Origin of the sequence: Achromobacter spanius (genome assembly GCF_039673305.1) — a bacterium.
Taxonomy (GTDB): domain Bacteria; phylum Pseudomonadota; class Gammaproteobacteria; order Burkholderiales; family Burkholderiaceae_B; genus Achromobacter; species Achromobacter spanius_F.
This window is the reverse complement of the sequence record NZ_JBDJLJ010000018.1, coordinates 35,270-54,629: the sequence shown is the minus strand read 5'-3', so window position 1 is coordinate 54,629 and position 19,360 is coordinate 35,270. Positions and strand designations below refer to the sequence as shown.

Below are 19,360 nucleotides of genomic sequence, written 5' to 3'. Positions count from 1 at the left end.
TGCGCAATGACAGACTTGGCTATGATAACCGTCTCTGCAAATTGGACTGCAATGGTTAAAACCTCCTCTTCCTTGCCGCTGGCGGCGAATCACGCGCGTTTTTCCGAACTCGTCGAGCAAACCCTGGCCTACGCGCGCCAGATCGGCGCTTCCGATGCCGCCGCGGAAGTCTCGGAAAGCCTGGGCCTGTCGGTCTCGGTACGCAAGAACGACATCGAAACCGTAGAGCAGACGCGCGACCGTTCGCTGGACCTGACGGTCTACGCGGGCCAGAGCCGCGGCTCCGCCTCGACGTCCGACTTTTCCGAGGCGGCGCTGCGCCAGACGGTCGAAGCCGCCTGGCACATCGCGCGCCACACCGCCGCCGATCCGGCCGCCGGGCTGCCCGACGCCGACCAGCTGGCCACCGAATTTCCCGACCTGGACCTGCACCGCGCCTGGGGCGTGTCCACCGAAGAGGCCGCCGAACTGGCGCTGCGCGCCGAGCGCGCCGCCCGCGAGGTCGATCCGCGCATCACCAATACCGACGGCGCCACCGTGGGCACCTACGAAGGCCAGTTCGTGATGGGCAACACGCGCGGCTTCCTGGGCGGCTATCCCTATTCGCGCCACAGCCTGTCCGTGGCGCCCATCGCGGGCCGCGGCAACGGCATGCAGCGCGACTACTGGTACAGCTCGGAACGCGACCCGGCCAAGCTGGCCTCGCCCGAGGCCATCGGCCGCTATGCCGCCGAACGCACGCTTTCCCGCCTGTCGGCGCGCCGCATCCGCACCGGCAAGTTCCCCGTCCTGTTCGAGGCGCCGCTGGCGCTGGGGCTCGTCGGCGCGCTGACGCAGGCGGTGAACGGCGGGGCGCTGTACCGCAAGGCCAGCTTCCTGGTGGACTCGCTGGGCAAGCCCATCTTCCCCAAGCACATCAACCTGACCGAAGACCCGCACATTCCCGGCGCCATGGGCAGCTCGCCCTTCGACGACGAAGGCGTGCGCACGCGCCGCCGCAACGTGGTGTCGGCCGGCGTCCTGGAAGGCTATTTCCTGTCCTCGTATACCGCGCGCAAGCTGGGCATGACCACCACCGGCAATGCCGGCGGTTCGCACAATCTGGTGTTCAGCTCCACGCTGACCCGCCGCGGCGATAACTTCGAAGCCATGCTCAAGAAGCTGGGCACGGGATTCCTGGTCACTGAACTGATCGGGCAGGGCGTCAACTACGTCACGGGCGACTACTCGCGCGGCGCGTTCGGCTACTGGGTGGAAAACGGCAAGATCCAGCACGCGGTGCAGGAAATCACCATTGCCGGCAACCTGGCCGACATGTTCCAGCAGATCGTCGCCGTCGGCGCCGACACCATCTCGCGCGGCACCAAGACCACCGGCTCGATCCTCATCGAGCAGATGGCCATCGCCGGGACCTGATTCCCCCTGCTGGCGGCCCGCAAGGCGCCGCCAGCCGCGTGCGCCGCTTCTTTGCAATCCCTTACCTGCTGGGGAATTCCTCTAGCCATTCCAGCCCCCGCCAGCGTGTAATATCCGGCGGGTATTGCTCGAAGTCCCGGGTGTTGCTGTACAGGAGCAAAGAGATGCAACGACGTTCATTCTTGAAGCGCGCCGGCCTGGGCGCCGTCGCGGGAGCCGCCGTCAGCGCGCCCGCGTTCGCGCAGGACATGCCGTCGCTCAGCTGGCGCCTTTCCTCCGGCTTTCCCAGCGCCCTGGACCTGCGCGTTGGCGCGGCAGAAAACTTCTGCAAGTTCGTGTCCGAGTCCACGGGCGGCAAATTCAACATCCGGCACTTCCCCGATGGCGAGATCGTCGCCGCCCAGGATCTGCTGGAAGCCGTGTCCACCAACAAGGTGGAATGCGGTCACGTGTCCTCGCGCCTCTACTACGGCAAGAATCCGGCCTTCTGCTTTGACGCGGTGGTGCCCTTTGGCCTGAACGCGCGCCAGATGAACGCGTGGATGAGCGAAGGCGAAGGCCTGCGGCTGACCCGCGAACTTTTCAAGCCCGAAAAAATCATCAACTTCCCGCTGGGCAACACCGGCGCCCAGATGGGCGGCTGGTACACCCGGGAAATCAAGCGCCCCGGCGACCTGAAAGACCTGAAAATGCGGGTGGACGGCCTGGCCGGCGACGTGCTGGCGCGCCTGGGCGTGGCGCCGCAGCAGGCGGATCTGGCCAAGCTGGCGGAGGCCTTCGAAAAAGACGGCCTGCAGGCGGTGGCGGGGGCGGGCGCGTATGACGACGCCAAGCTTGGCCTGAATAAGGTAGCTAAGTATTACTACGCACCCGGCTGGTGGGCCGGCGGCGAGCAGTTGTCGCTCTATATCAATGATGAGGCGTGGAGCAAGCTGCCCAAGAACTACCAGGCCGTGGTGCAGGCCGCCGCGCAGGCGGCGCATGCCGCCACCACGGCCCGCTACGACGCCCAGAACCCGCAGGCGCTGGCCCAATTGACGGCCAACGGGGCGCAAGTGCGGGCATTTCCGCGATCCATCATGGACGAGGCGTTCGAGGCCACGCAGCAGGTCTACAAGGATTTGGGCGCGAAAGACCCCAGATTCAAGGCGATGCACGACAGTTACATGGGCTTTCGCGACAGCGAGATGCCGTGGTTCCGCCTGACCGAGAGCGCTTACGGCCAGTACCTGGGCGTGGCGCTGTCGGGCAGGAGTTAGGGAGGCGCCGTTGCCGAATGGCATTCGGCGGGATTTAGGGTTTTTGCTAGTAACCACACGTTTTTTACAAAAAAATGGGCGGTTTTGAGGCTTTTGTTGAACGGCATTCGAGTTTCGGCCTGATACAAAGGAGTAATATCCCGGGTCTTGACGCGCAAACACGCCGCCTTTAGGCGGTATCCGACGTCAATCCGGCAGGATTACAACAGCCCGGATTACCAATATTCCGAGACAGACTTTAAGGTGGTAAGAACCATGCAATCCAAGACCAAGAAGCTGCTGGCCGCGCTGATCGCTGCCGGTATCGTTCCGGCTGCCCACGCGGCCGACATCAAGCTGGGCGTGGCGGAAGCCCTGTCCGGCGGCGCCGCTCAGTACGGCGTCTCGATCCGCAACGGCTTCCAGCTGGCGGCCGACGAAATCAACGCCGCGGGCGGCATCAACGGCAACAAGCTCGTGCTGGTGGTCGAGGACGAACAAGGCAAGAAAGAAGAAGCCATCAACGTCTTCAAGAAGCTGATCTTCAAGGACAACGTCCTGATGGTCTTCGGCCCGACGCTGTCGAACTCGGCCCAGGCTGCCGACCCGGTCGCCCAGGCCGCCAAGACGGTCGCCTTCGGCACGTCCAATACCGCTGACGGCATTACGTCCATCGGCAACTACGTGTTCCGCAATTCGGTTACCGAAGCCGACGTGCTGCCGGCCACCATCGCCACCGTTAAGGCCAAGACCGGCCTGAAGAACGTGGCCGTGCTCTATGGCAACGACGACGTCTTCACCAAGAGCGGCTACGACAACTTCAAGAAGGCCCTGGAAGACCAGAAGATCCCGGTCACGACGACCGAAACGTTCGCCAAGGGCGACGTGGACTTCAAGGCCCAGCTGACCAAGATCAAGGGCACCAACCCCGACGCCATCGTGCTGTCCGCACTGCTGGCCGAAGGCGGCCCGATCATGGTCCAGGCCCGCCAACTGGGCCTGAACGTGCCCGTCATCGGCGGCAACGGCATGAATTCGGTCAAGATTTTCGACCTGGCCCCCGGCGGCGCGTCGAACAATCTGTGGATCGGCAGCCCGTGGTCGATCGAGAACAAGGCTCCCGAGAACATCAAGTTCATCGACGCCTACAAGGCCAAGTTCACCAACGCTCCGGACCAGTTCGCGGCGCAGTCGTATGACGCCATGTACATCGTGGCCCAGGCGCTGAAGAACACCAAGATCACCGGGGAACTGGCCAAGGACCGCGCTGCCCTGCGCGATGCTCTGCCGAGCGTGACCTGGACGGGCGCCACCGGCCCGTTCAAGTTCCGCCAGGCCACCGACCGTGCCGGCAAGCCTGCCGGCTACGACGCCGACCAGGCGCCGATCGTCAGTGTGACCAAGGACGGCAAGTACGTCATCGAGAAGTAAGCAGTACGCATCCCCGCGCGGGGGGATGCGCCTTGCGGACGGCCTCCCGGCTGCCCGCAAGGCGCTTTTTATCGCAGGGCCGCACCAAGCAAAAAGCTTCGCCAGAAGCACATCAGACCCCGCTGTGGGCACGGCGGGGTGGCCCTCACTGATCTGGAAAGTCCCATCATGTTCGAACAACAATTCGTCAATGCCTTGTCGCTGGGCTGTGTGTATGCACTGTTCGCGCTGGGCTTCACGCTGATCTTCGGCGTGCTCGGGGTGATCAACCTGGCGCATGGCGCCGTCTTCATGGTTGGCGCCTACGCGGCACTGTTCGTGGTCCAGCAGTTCAGCCTGCCCCTGTGGGCGGCGCTGATGGTCGCGTTCTTCGTCGCCGGCTTTACCGGGGTCATCATCGACTACCTGGTGCTCAAGCCGCTGCGCAAGCGCAACGCGCCCCACCTGATTCCCATGATCGCCACGATCGGCGTGGGCATCATCCTGAACAACGGCGCCCAAGCCATCTTCGGCGCCAGCAACCTGCGCTTCCCGCATGGCACCGTGCCCGAGGAAGTGATCGAGATCGCCGGCCTGCACCTGACCGTCATCGAGCTGGGCATCATCTTCCTGTCGTTCGCGCTGATGGCCGTGCTGATGTACGTCATGCGCCGCACGCAGTTCGGCCGCGCGCTGCGCGCCATCGCGGAATCGCCCAAGGCTGCCTGGCTGCTGGGCATCAACGTCGAGAAGCTGTTCGTCACCACCTCGTTCGCCGCGGCTGCCCTGGGCGGCGTCGCCGGCGTGCTGATCGGCCTGTACTCGAACGCGCTGTTCCCGCTGATGGGCCAGCCGATGCTGCACAAGGGCATCGCGGTCATCATCCTGGGCGGCATGGGAGACATCCGCGGCGCCATGCTCGGCGGTCTTTTCCTGGGCTTCGCCGAGGTGCTGTCCGTGGCTTACATCGGCTCCACCATGCGCGACGCGGTGGCTTTCGGCCTGCTGTTCCTGATCCTGCTGGTGCGCCCGCAAGGTCTGTTCGGCAAAGTGGTTCAACGCAAGGCTTAAGGTATGAGCGGATTCGAAAACTTCTGGGCCATCTATGGCAACCTGGTGCTGACGCTGGGCACCAACGCACTGCTGGCCCTCTCCATCTGGCTGACGCTGGCCTGCGGCATGCTGGCCATGGCCAACGCCGCCTTCATGGGCATCGGGGCGTATACCGCCGCGCTGCTCACCATGAACTACGACGTGCCTTTCACGGTCGCGCTTGCCGGCGGCATGGCCGCGCCCGCCCTGGTGGCGGCGCTGATCGGCCTGCCGACGCTGCGGTTGTCGGGGGTCTATCTGGCGATGGCCACGCTGGGCTTCGGCGAGGTGGTCCGCGTGACCATCCTGAATACCGAGTCCATCACGGGCGGCGCCCTGGGCCTTAACGGCATTCCGCAGCTGACGCAGTGGTGGCATGTGCTCCTGGCCGTGATCATCGTGCTGTTCGTGCTGTGGCGCGTGCGCGCCTCCAAGATCGGACGTTCGTTCGACGCCATCCGCGGCGACGAAACGGCGGCCGGCCTGATGGGCATCGACGTGCGCGCCAACAAGATGCTGGCGTTCGTCGCGGGCGCGATGATCGCCGGCCTGGCCGGCGCCCTGAATGCGCACCTGACATTCTTCATCGGCCCCAACGAATACGGTTTCGACCGCGGCGTCGAAATCCTGACCATGGCCATCCTGGGCGGCATCGGCGGCCTGGCCGGTCCCGTGCTGGGCAGCTTCATCATTACGGTGCTGCCCGAATTGCTGCGCGGATTTGCGGATCTGCGCCTGATCGCGAATGGAGTGATCCTGGTGGTGATTGTGTTGTTCCTGCCGCAAGGCATCTGGGATCCGGCGCGCTTCAAGCGCTGGATGCGTCAAGGCCGCCAGGGAGGGAAGCGTCATGCTTGAACTGTCCTCCGTCTCCAAGAGCTTTGGCGGCCTGCATGTGCTGCATGACGTCAGCCTGTCCGTGCCCCAAGGCGCCATCTTCGGCCTGATCGGGCCCAACGGCGCCGGCAAGACCACGGTGTTCAACCTGATCACCGGCCTGTTGCCGCCCAGCGGCGGCTCGATCACGTTCCAGGGCGAGAGCGTGCTGCGCAAGAAGCCGCACAGCATCACGCGCATGGGCATCGCCCGCACGTTCCAGAACATCCGTCTCTTCAAGGAGATGACGCTGCTGGAGAACGTGGTGGTGGGCGCCTACCGCCACATGAACTATGGTTTCCCCAGCCTGCTGCTGGGCCTGCCCGGCTACCGCGAGCACGAACAGCGCGCCCGCGAGCGCGCCCACGAACTGCTGACGTGGATGCGCCTGGACCACAAGGCCAACGACCTGGCCGACAACCTGTCCTACGGCGAGCAACGCCGCCTGGAGCTGGCGCGCGCGCTGGCCACCGAGCCCAAGCTGCTGCTGCTGGACGAGCCTGTCGCGGGCATGAACACCGGCGAACGCGCCGAACTCATGCGCGAGATCCTGGCGATCCGCGACCGCGGCTACACCATTCTCATGATCGAGCACGACATGCGCTTCGTCATGGGCTTGTGTGAACGCATTGCCGTGCTGAACTTCGGCAAGATCATCGCTTGCGGCGGTCCCGACGAAATCCGCAACAATGAGCAGGTCATCGAGGCCTATCTGGGCCGCGAAGACGACGAAGACATCGAACAAGCGGAGGCCGCAAAATGAGCGCCATGCTGGAAGTCCGCGGGCTCGAGGTCAACTACGGCCACATCGAAGCCGTGCGCGGCATCGACCTGGACCTGAACGCCAACGAGATCACCGCCCTGGTCGGCGCCAACGGCGCCGGCAAGTCCACCACGCTGCTGGCGCTGTCGGGCCTGTTGCCCAAGGCGCGCGGCCGCATCCTCTTCGAGGGCGAAGACGTCACCAACCTGGCGCCGAACCAACTGGTCTCGCGCGGCATCGTGCAAGTGCCGGAAGGCCGCGCCATCCTCACCACCATGACGGTGCTGGAAAACCTGGAGCTGGGCGCCTACCGCCGCGGCCTGAAGAACGTCGACTCCGACCTGGAATACGTGTTCAACCTGTTCCCGCGCCTGAAGGAACGGATCCACGGCATGGCCGGCAACCTGTCGGGCGGCGAACAGCAGATGCTGGCGATCGGCCGCGCCCTGATGGCCAAGCCGCGCCTGCTGCTGCTGGATGAGCCGTCGATGGGCCTGGCGCCCATCGTGGTGCAGGAAATCTTCCGTTCGCTGCGCGCCATCAACGCCGACGGCCTGACGCTGTTCCTGGTGGAACAGAACGTCCGCCAGGCGCTGAAGATCGCGCAGCACGGCTACGTGCTGGAAAACGGCGCCATGGCGCTGACGGGTTCCGGCCGCGAACTGCTGGGCCATCCGCGCGTCCTGGAAGCCTACCTGGGCGCCTGACATCCATGGGGGCGCAATGCGTCCCCATGCACGCATCCGCGGCCATTCCCTCGGTGGGGACGACCGTGAACCGCCTGATTTCTTGCCTGATGCCCAATTTTTGAGCAACCGTGTTAGAATTTCAGGCTTTCCCTCATTTTGACTTTTGCACGGGCGGATTCATAACGCTTAGGCGGGGGTCGATAAGGGCTTGAAATTTCAGGGTTTTCCAAAGCAGCTTTTTGTCGCTTGGAGAAGAATCGCCTGGGGTTTTTGCCTAGTTTGGGAAAAAACACTGGCAGGATGTTCCGGCCAGAGCAAATTTTTATTCTTAGGAACCATCATGAAGACCTTTGTGGCCAAGCCGCATGAAGTCCAACGTGACTGGTTTGTGATCGACGCCAAGGGCAAAGTCCTCGGTCGTGTGGCCAGCGAAGTCGCACGTCGTCTGCGTGGCAAGCACAAACCTGAATTCACGCCTCACGTTGATACCGGTGACTACATCGTCATCATCAACGCGTCCGATATCGTCGTTACCGGCGCCAAGGCGAAGGACAAGAAGTACTTCCGCCACACGACGTACCCGGGCGGTATCCGTGAAACGAACTTCGAGAAAATGCAAGAGCGTTTTCCCGGCCGTGCCATTCAGAAGGCCGTCAAGGGCATGCTGCCCAAGGGTCCTCTGGGCTACGCCATGATCAAGAAGCTGAAGGTCTATGCCGGTGCCGAGCACCCGCACACCGCCCAGCAGCCCAAGACGCTGGATATCTAAGGAAACGCCATGATCGGTAACTGGAATTACGGAACCGGCCGTCGCAAAACTTCGGTGGCTCGCGTTTTCATCAAGAAGGGCACGGGTAAGATCGTCGTCAACGGCAAGCCCGTCGACGAGTTCTTCGCTCGTGAAACCGGCCGCATGGTCGTGCGCCAGCCGCTGGAACTGACCGGCCACCTGGAATCGTTCGACATCAAGGTCAACGTGCACGGCGGCGGTGAAACCGGCCAGGCCGGCGCAATCCGTCACGGCATCACGCGTGCCCTGATCGATTACGACGCCACGCTGAAGCCCTCGCTGTCGCAAGCTGGCTTTGTCACCCGCGATGCCCGCGAAGTCGAACGCAAGAAGGTCGGCTTCCGCAAGGCACGTCGGCGCAAGCAGTTCAGCAAGCGTTAATGCCCTGCAAAAAGCCCGCTTCGGCGGGCTTTTTGTTTATGGGTCGCAATGCGGTGGCATTGCCGGCCCCGCGCGGAACTCCGCGCCCACCACCCGGTCGGACATAGGAGAATTGCAGTGCCGTTTGCGGCACGCTGGCGCAATGTCCTGTTTCCCGAGCGATACAATCGATACTCGTTCTCCGAAGAGCACACATCATGGCCCAAGCATCGAACACCCGCATCAAGGTTGGTATCGTCGGCGGCACCGGTTATACCGGCGTCGAGCTGCTGCGCTTGCTGTCGCAGCACCCCAACGTGGAACTGACTGCCATCACGTCCCGCAAGGAAGACGGCCTGCCCGTCGCCGACATGTATCCGAACCTGCGCGGCCGTGTGAAGCTTGCCTTCTCCGCCCCGGAAAAGGCCTCGCTGACGGATTGCGATGTCGTATTTTTCGCCACGCCCCACGGCGTGGCCATGGCGCAGGCCCAGGAACTGATCGCCGCGGGCACCCGCGTCATTGACCTGGCTGCGGACTTCCGCCTGCAGGACATCCCCACCTTCGAGCGCTGGTACAAGATCCCCCACACCTGCCCGGACATCCTGGCCGAATCCCAGTACGGCCTGGTCGAACTCAACCGCGAAGCCATCTCCAAGGCGCGCGTGATCGGCAACCCCGGCTGCTACCCGACCACCGTGCTGCTGGGCCTGGCCCCGCTGCTGGAAGGCGGCAAGTCGCTGGTCGATGCACAAACCCTGATCGCCGACTGCAAGTCGGGCGTGTCGGGCGCTGGCCGCAAGGCGGAAGTGGGTTCGCTGTTCTCGGAAGCCTCCGACAACTTCAAGGCCTACGGCGTGGCGGGCCATCGCCACCACCCCGAAATCGTCGCCCAGCTTGAAAAGATCGCCGGCGGCAAGGTCGGGCTGACCTTCGTGCCGCACCTGGTGCCGATGATCCGCGGCATGTTCTCCACCATCTACGCCCGTATCCTGCCTGAAGCGCGCGATACCGATTTCCAGGCGCTCTTCGAGCAGCGCTACGCGGACGAGCCGTTCGTGGACGTCATGCCCGCCGGCAGCCTGCCTGAAACCCGTTCGGTGCGCGCATCGAACAACCTGCGCATCGCGCTCAGCCGCCCGGGCAATGGCGACCAACTGATCGTCATGGTGGTCCAGGACAACTTGGTCAAGGGCGCCGCCGGCCAGGCCGTGCAGAACATGAACCTGATGTTCGGCATCCCTGAAACGGTCGGCCTGGACCAGGTCGCCATCCTGCCGTAAGCCATGGCGGCCCGCGCATGCGGGCCGCGGCCTTCGCGCTTCATGCCCGCAGAACCTTCCGCCCAGCCCCAGTCCCGCGCCGCCTTCGGTGGCCTGGCGCGGCTGTGCGCGGCGCTGCTGGTGGGCGTGCTGCTGGGCGGCGCGGCGGGCTTCTTCCATGCGCGCCAGCTCTATCGCCCGCAGGACGCCATCGTGATCAGCGCCCAGCAGGCCGAGGCGCAGGAAGAGGCCATGCGCCAGCAGGCCACGCAGTTGCGCTATACGCGCGGCCAGCTGGACACCGCCGATGGCGAACTCGTCATCGAGCGCTCGGCGCGCCAGGAACTCGAAACCCAGCTGCATGCCGCGCAGGCCGAGATCGGCCGCGTGCGCGACCAGCTGGCGTTCTATGAGCAATTGCTGCCCGCGGGGCCGGAAGGTTCCGTGGACATCCGCGGGGTGCAGATAGACCGCGCGGGCGGCGGCCTGCAGTACAAGGTGCTGCTGATGCGCAGCGGCCGCAATGGCGCGGCGCCGTTCGCGGGTGCGCTGCGGTTCCAGGCCACCGGCACCCTCAAGGGCGAAACGGTGACCGTGGAGCTGGCCCCCATGCAGGTCAAGGCGGAAACCGGTCCTGTCACCGCCGCCGGCGACAACCTCGCGGCGGCGTCCCTGGCCTTGCAGTTCGATCAATACCAGCGCAGCCAGGGCATCCTGGCCGTGCCCGATGGATTTGTCCCCGAAAGCGTGACTGTCAGCGTCCTGGAGGGCGAAACCGTCCGGGCTTCGCGCAGCGTCAAGCTGGAACTTTGAGTCTGGTCAAGCCCTGCGCTATAGTGACGCTATACGAGCGGCGACGCCGCTCACTGAAATATGGCCGTACCGGCCAGGAGTGAACCATGAATGCAGTGACCGAAACCGTCGACCTTCAGGCTGCCCCGCCTGTTCCCCTGGTGTTCACCGACTCGGCTGCCGCCAAAGTGAAAGACCTGTTGGCCGAAGAAGGCAACCCCGAGCTCAAGCTGCGCGTGTTCGTGCAGGGTGGCGGCTGTTCCGGCTTCCAGTACGGCTTCACGTTCGACGAAGTCGTGAACGATGATGACACCGTGCTGGACAAGGACGGCGTGCAACTGCTTGTCGACCCGATGAGCTTCCAATACCTGGTCGGCGCCGAGATCGACTACAAGGAAGACCTGGAAGGCGCGCAGTTCGTCATCCGCAATCCCAACGCCAGCACCACCTGCGGCTGCGGTTCCTCGTTCTCGGTGTAATCGCCGGGCAGGAAAGGAAAAAGCCCTTCGGCGCGCCGAAGGGCTTTTTTGCATTGGGCGGGCGGGATGTCGAATCGCGTCACGCGGGGTAGAGCGCGCCCAGGATGCGCGGGCCGCGCGCACCCGTAACCGCCGGCAGGCCGGCAGGCTTGCGCTCCATGAAGGCCTGCGCCAGCCAGGCGAAAGCCAGCGCCTCGACCTGCTGGGCCGGGACGCCCAGCGAGTCGGTGGGATGAAGCGGGCGCTGCAGGCAGTACGCGAGCTCCCGCATCAGTCCGGCGTTATAGGCGCCGCCGCCGCACACGAAGACCTCTTGTGTGCCTGCCGCCGCCGCGTCGATGGCGTTGGCGACGGTCCGGGCGGTGAGCCGCTGCAGGGTGGCCTGGACGTCCTGCGGCGCGGGCGTGGGGCCGCCGAACTCCGCCAGCCGGGTGTCGAGCCATTGCATGTTGAACAGGTCGCGGCCCGTGGATTTGGGCGGCGGCAATCCAAACCAGGGCTCGCTGGCGATCAGCTGCTCGAGCAGCGGCGCCAGGACCTGGCCCGTGGCCGCCCAGCGGCCGTCGGCGTCATAAGGCCGGCCCAGATGGCGCTGGCACCATCCGTCCAGGAATACGTTGGCGGGCCCCGTGTCGAACCCGCGCGCGGGCTGGCCGGGCGACAGCAGCGTCACATTGGCGATGCCGCCCAGGTTGAGCACGGCCCGGCCATGGCTGGCGCCGAAGATGGCGGCGTGAAAGGGCGGCACCAGGGGCGCGCCCTGGCCGCCGGCCGCCACGTCGCGGCTGCGGAAGTCCGCCACCACGTCGATGCCGGTCAGTTCGGCCAGCAGGGCGGGGGCGTTCAGCTGCAGCGTGTAGCCGCTGTCGGGGCGGTGCCGGACCGTCTGGCCATGCGCGCCGATGGCGCTGACGTCCCTGGCGTCCACGCCGGCATCCTTGAGCAGGGATGCCACGGCCTGCGCATACAGACGCGCCAGGGCGTTGGCCGCCAGCGCGGCGCGCGCCAGTTCGTCGTCGCCGCTGGCATTGAGCGCCAGCAGTTCGCGGCGCAGGTTCTCGGGCATGGGCAGGCTGGCGCTTGCCAGCACTTGGGGCTGCTGGCCCTCGGCCAGCGTCGTCAGCACGCCGTCGACGCCATCGACGCTGGTGCCCGACATCAGGCCGATGTAGAGAGTCGAATTCCCGTGCGGTTCGGTCGGGATGGAATTCACAGGCGCCTCGGATGAAAAAAAACGGCCCGGCGACAAAAATGCGCGGGGCCGTCTTGATGGGGGGGCTTCGCCGGTCCGGTCAGCGGCTGGCCACGTTGGTCAGCGCATCGGGCAGGGTCTGCTGAAATTCGGTCAGCAACTGGATCTGCTGCTTGTAGGGAGCGACCGCCTGATTGAACGCGCGGACTTCCGCGGGCTCCAGGGCGCGCGCCACCGGCAGGTCGACCGACAGCGGATCGATCGGCTGGTTGTCCACGCGGAACTCGTAGTGCAGGTGCGGACCCGTGGCCCAGCCGGTGGAGCCGACATAGCCCAGCAACTGGCCCTGCGAGATCTTCGAGCCCTTGGTGATGCCTTCGGCGATGCGGCTCTGGTGGGCGTAGAGCGTCGAGTACTTGCCGTGGTGCTTGACGATGACGACGTTGCCGTAGCCATTCTGCCAGCCCGAGAATTCGACCGTGCCGTCCGCGGTGGAGTGGATCGGCGTGCCCGAGGGCGCGGCGTAGTCCACGCCCTTGTGTCCCGTCCAGGTCTTGTGGATGGGGTGCATGCGCATGCCGAACGTGGAGCTGATGCGGCTGAACTTCAGGGCGGTGCGCAGGAAGGCTCCGCGCAGGCTGGTGCCGTCGAAGTCGTAGTAGGAGCCGGTCTTTTCGTCGGGGCTGAACCAGACGGCGCTGTAGGTCTTGCCGCCGTTGATGAATTCCAGGGCCAGCACGCGGCCGGCGCCTGCGTAGCGGCCGTCGTGCGAACGCACTTCGTAGACCACGCGGAACTGGTCGCCCTGGCGCAGGTCGCGCAGGAAGTCGATCTTCGCGCTGAGGATGTCGGCCATCTGCATGGTGACCGAATCCGGAATGCCCGCGGAATCGGTGGCGCCGAACAGCGAGGATTTGATGGTGCCCACCGCCACGCGCGTCTGGCGTTCGGTGCTTTCGGTGATTTCCTCGGCCTTGTAGCTGTCGCCGGCAGGGGCGACGTGCAGCATGCGCGTCACGACCTGGCCGTCGGTTTCATTGCCGGGGGTGTGGATGTAGCGCAGCCAGATCAGGTTGCCCTGTTCGTCCGTGGCGGCCTGCACCGAGCGGCCGGGGTACAGCTTGTAGATGCTGCGGGCGCTGGCGTCGTGCGTCAGGAAGGACTGCAGGTTCGGCGCGTCCAGTTCCAGGCGCTGCAGCACCGCCGACAGCGTGTCGCCCGCGCGGATGCGGGTTTCGCTGATGTAGGGCGCGGCGCTCGGGCTGCTGACTTCGACTTGTTCGGCAGTCAGCGGCAGAATGCTCTGGATGATGCGCGAGGGGGGGAGTTCGGTGCGGTCGGGTTGCTGCACCATGCCGAGAGCGGCGGCGCCTGCGAACAGACCGATTGCGGTGACGAGAAGAGTGCGGCGGAAAAGTCCCGAGCGATGCGGCTTGGGCTCGACGGGCGCAAATACGGCAGCAACTTTGCGTTTGATGCTACTCGCCAGTTCGTGGAGGCCACGAGTCATCGTGAAAATACCCTCTCAGGTGGCTTGAGCTCGCAGGGTGCGTGACACGAACTGCCCTCGCGCGCACCGTTTCCGGGGCAAGGGCTGGCGCGGGGCGCATCTTGTGAACAGCGGGTGGTAGAGCGACCACAACTGCGTACATATGACAGTTGCGTATGATTAGGGCGGTATCCTAGCCGATTCGGCTAGAATTTTCGATAGTTTTCGTCACTTTTTACACCTTTTTGTCGGCTGAAGCCGCATTGGCCCCCTGTCATGTCACCATCCGAAGCCCCCATCACCCCCGAAGTCGAAGCCGACCTGCGTATAGCCAAGCGCGGCTGCGATGAGCTCCTGGTCGAGTCCGAGTTCGCCCGCAAGCTGGCCAAGAGCCGCGCCACGGGCGTGCCCCTGCGCATCAAGCTGGGGCTGGATCCCACCGCGCCGGACATCCACCTGGGCCACACGGTGGTTCTGAACAAGATGCGCCAGCTGCAGGACCTGGGCCACAACGTCATCTTCCTGATCGGCGACTTTACGTCCACCATCGGCGATCCCAGCGGCCGCAACAGCACGCGCCCGCCGCTGACGCGCGAACAGATCGAGGCCAACGCCAAGACCTATTACGCGCAGGCCAGCCTGGTGCTGGATCCGGCCCGCACCGAGATCCGCTACAACTCCGAATGGTGCGATCCCCTCGGTGCGCGCGGCATGATCCAGCTGGCTTCCCGCTACACGGTGGCCCGCATGATGGAGCGCGAGGACTTCACCAAGCGTTTCAAGGGCGGCATCCCCATCTCGGTGCATGAATTCCTGTATCCGCTGATGCAGGGCTACGACTCGGTGGCGCTGAAGTCGGATCTGGAGCTGGGGGGCACCGATCAGAAGTTCAACCTGCTGGTCGGCCGCGAGCTGCAAAAAGAGTATGGACAGGAGCCCCAGTGCATCCTGACGATGCCCCTGCTGGTGGGGACGGACGGCGTAGAGAAGATGTCCAAGTCCAAGGGCAACTACATCGGCATTTCGGAGTCGCCCGATTCGATGTTCGGCAAGCTGATGTCGATTTCCGACACGCTGATGTGGCGCTACTTCGAACTGCTGTCGTTCCGCTCTTTGGAGGATATCGCCGCGCTCAAGCAGGAGATCGACGGCGGCCGCAATCCGCGCGACGCCAAGGTCATGCTGGCCCAGGAAATCATCGCGCGCTTTCATTCCGCCAAGGCGGCGGACGACGCGCTGGCCGCGTTCGAGGCGCGTTTCCGCGACGGCGCCATCCCCGAGGACATGCCCGAAGTCAACATCGGCGGCGCGCCGGTGGGCATCCTGAAGCTGCTGCGCGAGGCCGGTTTGGTCGCCTCGGGCTCGGAAGCGCAGCGCAACGTCGAGCAGGGCGGGGTGCGCGTCAACGGCGATCGCGTGGAAGACAAATCGTTGCAATTGCCGGCGGGGACTTACGTCGTTCAGGTGGGCAAGCGCAAGTTCGCGCGTGTTAACTTGAACCCGTAATTGCGAAGTTTTGATACGCTGAGGGTACAGACAGGGGCAGGGCGCCTTTGCGGCACTTAAAGGAGCACGACATGGAACTTTCGAGTTTGTCTTTTTCCGATCACGAGTCGATCCCCGAACGCTATGCCTTCGGCAGGATCGATGCGCAATCGCACGTCGCGCTGGCAGACAACTTCAACCCGCAGTTTTCCTGGGACGACGTCCCCGCGGGCACGCAGTCGTTCGCATTGCTCTGCCACGATCCCGATGTGCCTTCTCGCCCCGACGACGTCAACCAGGAAGGCCGCGAAGTGCCGGCCGACCTGCCTCGCGTGGATTTCTTCCACTGGGTGCTGGTGGATCTGCCGGCCGACCTGCGCGAGATCGACGAAGGCGCGTTCTCCAACGGCATCACGCCGCGCGGCAAGGGCGGCCCGCTGGCGCCGATGGACGCGCGCCAGGGCATCAACTCCTATTCCTCGTGGTTCGCCAACGACCACGACATGAGCGGCGAATACTTCGGCTATGACGGCCCGTGCCCGCCCTGGAACGATGCGCTGGTCCATCGCTACATCTTTACGCTGTACGCGCTGGATGTGCCCAGCCTGAACCTGCAGGGATCCTTCACTGGCGAGGACGCCCTGCGCGCGATCCAGAAGCACAAGTTGGCGCAGGCTTCGCTGACGGGTACCTATACGCTCAATCCGAACCTGGCACCCAAGCAGATCGGCGCCACCTCGGCCTGACCCCGCCTGGGCTGTACGCAGGGCCGCCTTATGCGGCCCTTTTTATTTGCGGCGGCGACCCTCTACGCCCGGGCCGCGATGGCCGGCGCCGCCGGCGGAGCGTTTGCATGAAACTTTCTCAAGTCGCCATGAACCGGATTTCCGCGCCCGGGGCGATGGCGTGGTTTTCGCGCCCGTCCGCCGTAATTTGCCCGGGTTCTGGCGTTTTTGGCGGCAATTGATCCCGCGCGACGGGGTAAACTACACAGCATTCTCCGGGTTTACCCACCCGACGCAGTTTTCTCCTTTCTTACCGCTTCAGGAAACCCCCGTCATGTTTGACCGCAACATCACCCTGTCCAAGGCTGACCCGGACGTTTGGGCCGCCATCCAGAAGGAAGACGAGCGCCAAGAGCAGCACATCGAGCTGATCGCTTCGGAGAACTATGCCAGCCCGGCCGTCATGGAAGCCCAGGGCACGCAGCTCACGAACAAGTACGCCGAAGGCTATCCGGGCAAGCGCTATTACGGCGGTTGCGAATACGTGGACGTGGTCGAACAGCTGGCCATCGACCGCCTGAAGCAGATCTTCGGCGCCGAAGCCGCCAACGTGCAGCCCAACTCGGGTTCGCAGGCGAACCAGGGCGTGTACATGGCCGTGCTCAAGCCGGGCGACACCGTGCTGGGCATGAGCCTGGCCGAAGGCGGCCACCTGACGCACGGCGCGTCGGTCAACGCATCGGGCAAGCTGTACAACTTCATCTCGTACGGCCTGGACGAAAACGAAGTCCTGAATTACGCGCAGGTCGAACAGCTGGCCAAGGAACACAAGCCCAAGCTGATCGTGGCGGGCGCGTCGGCCTATGCCCTGCACATCGATTTCGAACGCATGGCCCGCATCGCCCGTGAAAACGGCGCGCTGTTCATGGTCGACATCGCCCACTACGCCGGGCTGGTTGCCGGCGGCGCCTACCCCAACCCGGTCCCGCACGCCGACTTCGTCACGTCCACCACGCACAAGTCGCTGCGCGGCCCGCGCGGCGGCGTCATCATGATGAAGGCCGAGCACGAGAAGATCATCAATTCGGCGATCTTCCCCGGCATCCAGGGCGGTCCGCTGATGCACGTCATCGCCGGCAAGGCGGTGGCCTTCAAGGAAGCGCTGGAGCCGTCGTTCAAGGACTACGCGCAGCAAGTGGTCAAGAACGCCAAGGTGCTGGCCGACACGCTGGTCAAGCGTGGCCTGCGCATCGTTTCGGGTCGCACCGAAAGCCACGTCATGCTGGTGGACCTGCGTTCCAAGGGCATCACGGGCAAGGAAGCGGAAGCCGTGCTGGGCCAGGCACACATCACGGTCAACAAGAACGCCATTCCGAACGACCCGGAAAAGCCCTTCGTGACCAGCGGCATCCGCCTGGGCACGCCGGCCATGACGACGCGCGGTTTCACCGAGGCCGACGCCGAGCTCACCGCCAACCTGATCGCCGATGTGCTGGACAATCCGCGCGATGAAGCCAACATCGCCGCCGTGCGCGCCAAGGTCAACGAACTGACTTCGCGCCTGCCGGTGTACGGCAAGAAGTAAGCACGCGACCCCTGGGCGCGGCCACGCCGGCGCTTCAGGGGGTAAGACAAAGGGACGGCCCCGCCAGGCGCCGTCCCTTTCTTTTTCCTGGCGATGGCGGGCGCCTGGCGCCACTATTGGGGACGAATTCGTCCCTATTGGGGCTTTGCAGGGGGCGCATCGTTACAATATGCTCAATTATTGCTTCCAGCGCCTTTAGGGATCACACATGCGGTGTCCATTTTGCGGCAATGCCGAAACGCAGGTCGTCGACAGCCGGGTCTCGGAAGAGGGAGACGCCATCCGCCGTCGCCGCCGCTGCCTGTCCTGTGACAAGCGGTTCACCACGTACGAACGGGTGGAGCTCGCCATGCCGTCCATCGTCAAGCGCAACGGCAGCCGCAGCGACTACGATCCCGCCAAGCTGCGGGCCAGCCTGAGCCTGGCGCTGCGCAAGCGCCCGGTCAGCACCGAGGACGTAGACGCGGCGGTCGCCCGCATCGAAGAGCAATTGCTGGCCAGCGGGCAACGCGAAGTGCCCTCCGAACACATCGGCGAGCTCGTCATGAACGAACTGCGCAAGCTCGACAAAGTGGCCTACGTGCGTTTCGCCTCGGTCTACAAGAGCTTCGAGGACATCGGCGAATTCGTCGAAGCCATCCGCGAAATGCAGGGGCCGCTGCTGCCGGGCAAGCTGCGCAAGGAATAGGGTGCCCTTTGCGGCCCGGCATGCAATGAACGGCGCTCAGGCGCCGTTCATTGCATGGGTACGGCGCCGGGCGCCCCGCGCATCAGGCTGGGCGTCAGTGGCTGGAACTTGCGCCATACGCGGCGCATGTGCTGCGCCGACCCGAATCCCGATTTTTCCGCCACGCGCTCCAGATCAAGCCGGGTGTCGCGCAGCAGGTCGCGCGCCAGCGCCACCCTGATCTGGTACAGGTAATCCATCGGCGTGCAGCCGGCGTGCTCGCGGAACAGCCGCGTCAGGTGGCGCGGGCTGGTGTGCGCCTGGTCCGCAAGCGACTGCGCCGACCAGGGCGCGGCCGGATCCCGCACGACCGCGTCCTGGACCCGATGCACGCCCGGATGCATGTGGCTGCGGTGGTCCAGCCATGGCGACAGCGCGGAATCCGTGCCGGCGCGGCGCTGGTACACGACCATGTCGCGCGCCACCTCGCTGGCGACGCGCGGACCGCAATGGCGCGACACCATGTGCAAGGCCAGGTCGATGCCGGCCGTGATGCCGGCGCTGCTGACCAGGTTGCCGTCCTCGACGAAGATGCGGTTGTCCAGCACGCGGGCGCTGGGATCGAGGGCCGCGAGCTGCGCCAGGCAGGAATGGTGCGTGGTGCAGTCGCGCTGCCGGGTCAGGCCCGCCGCGGCGGCGAACAGCGCGCCCGCGCACACCGTCATCAGGGTGAAGCCGTCGGCGGGGTGGCGGACGGCCAGCCAGTCCACGATGGCGCGTGCGTCGGGGTCGTCCAGCCGGGTGTGCTTGCCCACCACGCCGGAAATGATCACCAGCGCATTGCGCGGCAGCGCCGCGGGCAGGGCCTGGACGTGCGCCAGATGCAGGCCCGGGATGCCGCTTTCGACGTCGCGGGAGGGGCCGCAGAAGTGCTGTTCGAACGCGTCGGGGCACAGCTTGCTGGCCACGCGGAAGGCTTCCGCCGGACCCGCCAGGTCCAGCAGGACGATGCCCCGCGGCACGACAAAGTACACGGGTATCATGCGCGCC

At 65.0% G+C, this 19,360-nt stretch carries 19 protein-coding genes; 16 read left to right on the top strand and 3 right to left on the bottom strand.

Annotated elements, in window-relative coordinates; translation table 11 throughout:
- The first annotated feature begins 51 nt into the window (after window positions 1–51).
- The 12 genes from pmbA to erpA all read left to right on the top strand — a co-directional run bounded on the left by pmbA (window position 52) and on the right by erpA (window position 11,167).
- Window positions 52–1,416 (top strand): metalloprotease PmbA, encoded by a 1,365-nt coding sequence (gene pmbA / locus ABE485_RS16480; protein ID WP_346516339.1) that lies wholly within the window; start codon window positions 52–54, stop codon window positions 1,414–1,416.
- 164 nt (window positions 1,417–1,580) lie between these two features.
- Window positions 1,581–2,675, top strand: a complete 1,095-nt coding sequence (gene dctP / locus ABE485_RS16475; protein WP_346516338.1) for a TRAP transporter substrate-binding protein DctP — start codon at window positions 1,581–1,583, stop codon at window positions 2,673–2,675.
- 255 nt (window positions 2,676–2,930) lie between these two features.
- The gene (locus ABE485_RS16470; RefSeq protein WP_346516337.1) at window positions 2,931–4,085 is read left to right on the top strand and encodes an ABC transporter substrate-binding protein; all 1,155 of its coding nucleotides are present in this window, start codon (window positions 2,931–2,933) and stop codon (window positions 4,083–4,085) included.
- Between the two features lie 168 nt (window positions 4,086–4,253).
- Window positions 4,254–5,135 (top strand): branched-chain amino acid ABC transporter permease, encoded by an 882-nt coding sequence (locus ABE485_RS16465; protein WP_346516336.1) that lies wholly within the window; start codon window positions 4,254–4,256, stop codon window positions 5,133–5,135.
- A 3-nt stretch (window positions 5,136–5,138) separates the two neighbouring features.
- Complete coding sequence (locus ABE485_RS16460; protein ID WP_346516335.1) at window positions 5,139–6,014, top strand: branched-chain amino acid ABC transporter permease; 876 nt, start codon at window positions 5,139–5,141, stop codon at window positions 6,012–6,014.
- On the top strand, window positions 6,007–6,795 hold the full coding sequence (locus tag ABE485_RS16455) for an ABC transporter ATP-binding protein (protein WP_346516334.1): 789 nt from the start codon (window positions 6,007–6,009) through the stop codon (window positions 6,793–6,795). The genes ABE485_RS16460 and ABE485_RS16455 overlap by 8 nt, the downstream gene beginning before the upstream one ends.
- Window positions 6,792–7,502: an ABC transporter ATP-binding protein gene (locus ABE485_RS16450; RefSeq protein WP_346516333.1), complete on the top strand. Its 711-nt coding sequence runs from the start codon at window positions 6,792–6,794 to the stop codon at window positions 7,500–7,502. Before ABE485_RS16455 ends, ABE485_RS16450 begins: the two co-directional genes overlap by 4 nt.
- Window positions 7,503–7,824: 322 nt before the next feature.
- Window positions 7,825–8,253 (top strand): 50S ribosomal protein L13, encoded by a 429-nt coding sequence (rplM, locus tag ABE485_RS16445; protein WP_008163100.1) that lies wholly within the window; start codon window positions 7,825–7,827, stop codon window positions 8,251–8,253.
- A 9-nt stretch (window positions 8,254–8,262) separates the two neighbouring features.
- Window positions 8,263–8,655 (top strand): 30S ribosomal protein S9, encoded by a 393-nt coding sequence (gene rpsI, locus ABE485_RS16440; protein ID WP_008163098.1) that lies wholly within the window; start codon window positions 8,263–8,265, stop codon window positions 8,653–8,655.
- A 197-nt stretch (window positions 8,656–8,852) separates the two neighbouring features.
- The gene (gene argC, locus ABE485_RS16435) at window positions 8,853–9,917 is read left to right on the top strand and encodes an N-acetyl-gamma-glutamyl-phosphate reductase (protein ID WP_346516332.1); all 1,065 of its coding nucleotides are present in this window, start codon (window positions 8,853–8,855) and stop codon (window positions 9,915–9,917) included.
- Window positions 9,918–9,959: 42 nt separating this feature from the next.
- Entirely contained in the window at window positions 9,960–10,709 is a 750-nt protein-coding gene (locus tag ABE485_RS16430) for a DUF6776 family protein (protein WP_346516331.1), read from the top strand.
- 86 nt (window positions 10,710–10,795) lie between these two features.
- On the top strand, window positions 10,796–11,167 hold the full coding sequence (gene erpA, locus ABE485_RS16425; RefSeq protein ID WP_346516330.1) for an iron-sulfur cluster insertion protein ErpA: 372 nt from the start codon (window positions 10,796–10,798) through the stop codon (window positions 11,165–11,167).
- A 79-nt stretch (window positions 11,168–11,246) separates the two neighbouring features.
- On the opposite strand, the gene ABE485_RS16420 is transcribed toward erpA, so the two are convergent.
- A complete protein-coding gene (locus ABE485_RS16420) occupies window positions 11,247–12,380 on the bottom strand; it encodes an anhydro-N-acetylmuramic acid kinase (protein WP_346516329.1) in 1,134 nt (377 codons plus the stop codon).
- Window positions 12,381–12,459: 79 nt separating this feature from the next.
- Complete coding sequence (locus ABE485_RS16415) at window positions 12,460–13,869, bottom strand: M23 family metallopeptidase (protein ID WP_346516328.1); 1,410 nt, start codon at window positions 13,867–13,869, stop codon at window positions 12,460–12,462.
- A gap of 255 nt (window positions 13,870–14,124) precedes the next feature.
- Between ABE485_RS16415 and tyrS the strand changes: the two genes are divergently transcribed.
- The 4 genes from tyrS to nrdR all read left to right on the top strand — a co-directional run bounded on the left by tyrS (window position 14,125) and on the right by nrdR (window position 18,331).
- The gene (tyrS, locus tag ABE485_RS16410; RefSeq protein ID WP_346516327.1) at window positions 14,125–15,354 is read left to right on the top strand and encodes a tyrosine--tRNA ligase; all 1,230 of its coding nucleotides are present in this window, start codon (window positions 14,125–14,127) and stop codon (window positions 15,352–15,354) included.
- Between the two features lie 71 nt (window positions 15,355–15,425).
- The gene (locus tag ABE485_RS16405; protein ID WP_346516326.1) at window positions 15,426–16,079 is read left to right on the top strand and encodes a YbhB/YbcL family Raf kinase inhibitor-like protein; all 654 of its coding nucleotides are present in this window, start codon (window positions 15,426–15,428) and stop codon (window positions 16,077–16,079) included.
- Between the two features lie 313 nt (window positions 16,080–16,392).
- The gene (gene glyA, locus ABE485_RS16400; RefSeq protein ID WP_346516325.1) at window positions 16,393–17,643 is read left to right on the top strand and encodes a serine hydroxymethyltransferase; all 1,251 of its coding nucleotides are present in this window, start codon (window positions 16,393–16,395) and stop codon (window positions 17,641–17,643) included.
- A gap of 208 nt (window positions 17,644–17,851) precedes the next feature.
- Window positions 17,852–18,331 carry a transcriptional regulator NrdR gene (gene nrdR / locus ABE485_RS16395; protein WP_008163080.1) on the top strand — a complete coding sequence of 160 codons (480 nt, stop codon included), beginning with the start codon at window positions 17,852–17,854 and terminating at the stop codon, window positions 18,329–18,331.
- A 47-nt stretch (window positions 18,332–18,378) separates the two neighbouring features.
- On the opposite strand, the gene ABE485_RS16390 is transcribed toward nrdR, so the two are convergent.
- On the bottom strand, window positions 18,379–19,353 hold the full coding sequence (locus tag ABE485_RS16390) for a GlxA family transcriptional regulator (protein WP_346516324.1): 975 nt from the start codon (window positions 19,351–19,353) through the stop codon (window positions 18,379–18,381).
- Window positions 19,354–19,360: the final 7 nt, after the last annotated feature.

Coding starts and splice junctions, on each gene's coding strand:
- pmbA (WP_346516339.1), top strand. CDS start 52: ATGGTTAAAACCTCCTCTTCCTTGCCGCTGGCGGCGAATCACGCGCGT.
- dctP (WP_346516338.1), top strand. CDS start 1,581: ATGCAACGACGTTCATTCTTGAAGCGCGCCGGCCTGGGCGCCGTCGCG.
- ABE485_RS16470 (WP_346516337.1), top strand. CDS start 2,931: ATGCAATCCAAGACCAAGAAGCTGCTGGCCGCGCTGATCGCTGCCGGT.
- ABE485_RS16465 (WP_346516336.1), top strand. CDS start 4,254: ATGTTCGAACAACAATTCGTCAATGCCTTGTCGCTGGGCTGTGTGTAT.
- ABE485_RS16460 (WP_346516335.1), top strand. CDS start 5,139: ATGAGCGGATTCGAAAACTTCTGGGCCATCTATGGCAACCTGGTGCTG.
- ABE485_RS16455 (WP_346516334.1), top strand. CDS start 6,007: ATGCTTGAACTGTCCTCCGTCTCCAAGAGCTTTGGCGGCCTGCATGTG.
- ABE485_RS16450 (WP_346516333.1), top strand. CDS start 6,792: ATGAGCGCCATGCTGGAAGTCCGCGGGCTCGAGGTCAACTACGGCCAC.
- rplM (WP_008163100.1), top strand. CDS start 7,825: ATGAAGACCTTTGTGGCCAAGCCGCATGAAGTCCAACGTGACTGGTTT.
- rpsI (WP_008163098.1), top strand. CDS start 8,263: ATGATCGGTAACTGGAATTACGGAACCGGCCGTCGCAAAACTTCGGTG.
- argC (WP_346516332.1), top strand. CDS start 8,853: ATGGCCCAAGCATCGAACACCCGCATCAAGGTTGGTATCGTCGGCGGC.
- ABE485_RS16430 (WP_346516331.1), top strand. CDS start 9,960: ATGCCCGCAGAACCTTCCGCCCAGCCCCAGTCCCGCGCCGCCTTCGGT.
- erpA (WP_346516330.1), top strand. CDS start 10,796: ATGAATGCAGTGACCGAAACCGTCGACCTTCAGGCTGCCCCGCCTGTT.
- ABE485_RS16415 (WP_346516328.1), bottom strand. CDS start 13,869: ATGACTCGTGGCCTCCACGAACTGGCGAGTAGCATCAAACGCAAAGTT.
- tyrS (WP_346516327.1), top strand. CDS start 14,125: ATGTCACCATCCGAAGCCCCCATCACCCCCGAAGTCGAAGCCGACCTG.
- ABE485_RS16405 (WP_346516326.1), top strand. CDS start 15,426: ATGGAACTTTCGAGTTTGTCTTTTTCCGATCACGAGTCGATCCCCGAA.
- glyA (WP_346516325.1), top strand. CDS start 16,393: ATGTTTGACCGCAACATCACCCTGTCCAAGGCTGACCCGGACGTTTGG.
- nrdR (WP_008163080.1), top strand. CDS start 17,852: ATGCGGTGTCCATTTTGCGGCAATGCCGAAACGCAGGTCGTCGACAGC.
- ABE485_RS16390 (WP_346516324.1), bottom strand. CDS start 19,353: ATGATACCCGTGTACTTTGTCGTGCCGCGGGGCATCGTCCTGCTGGAC.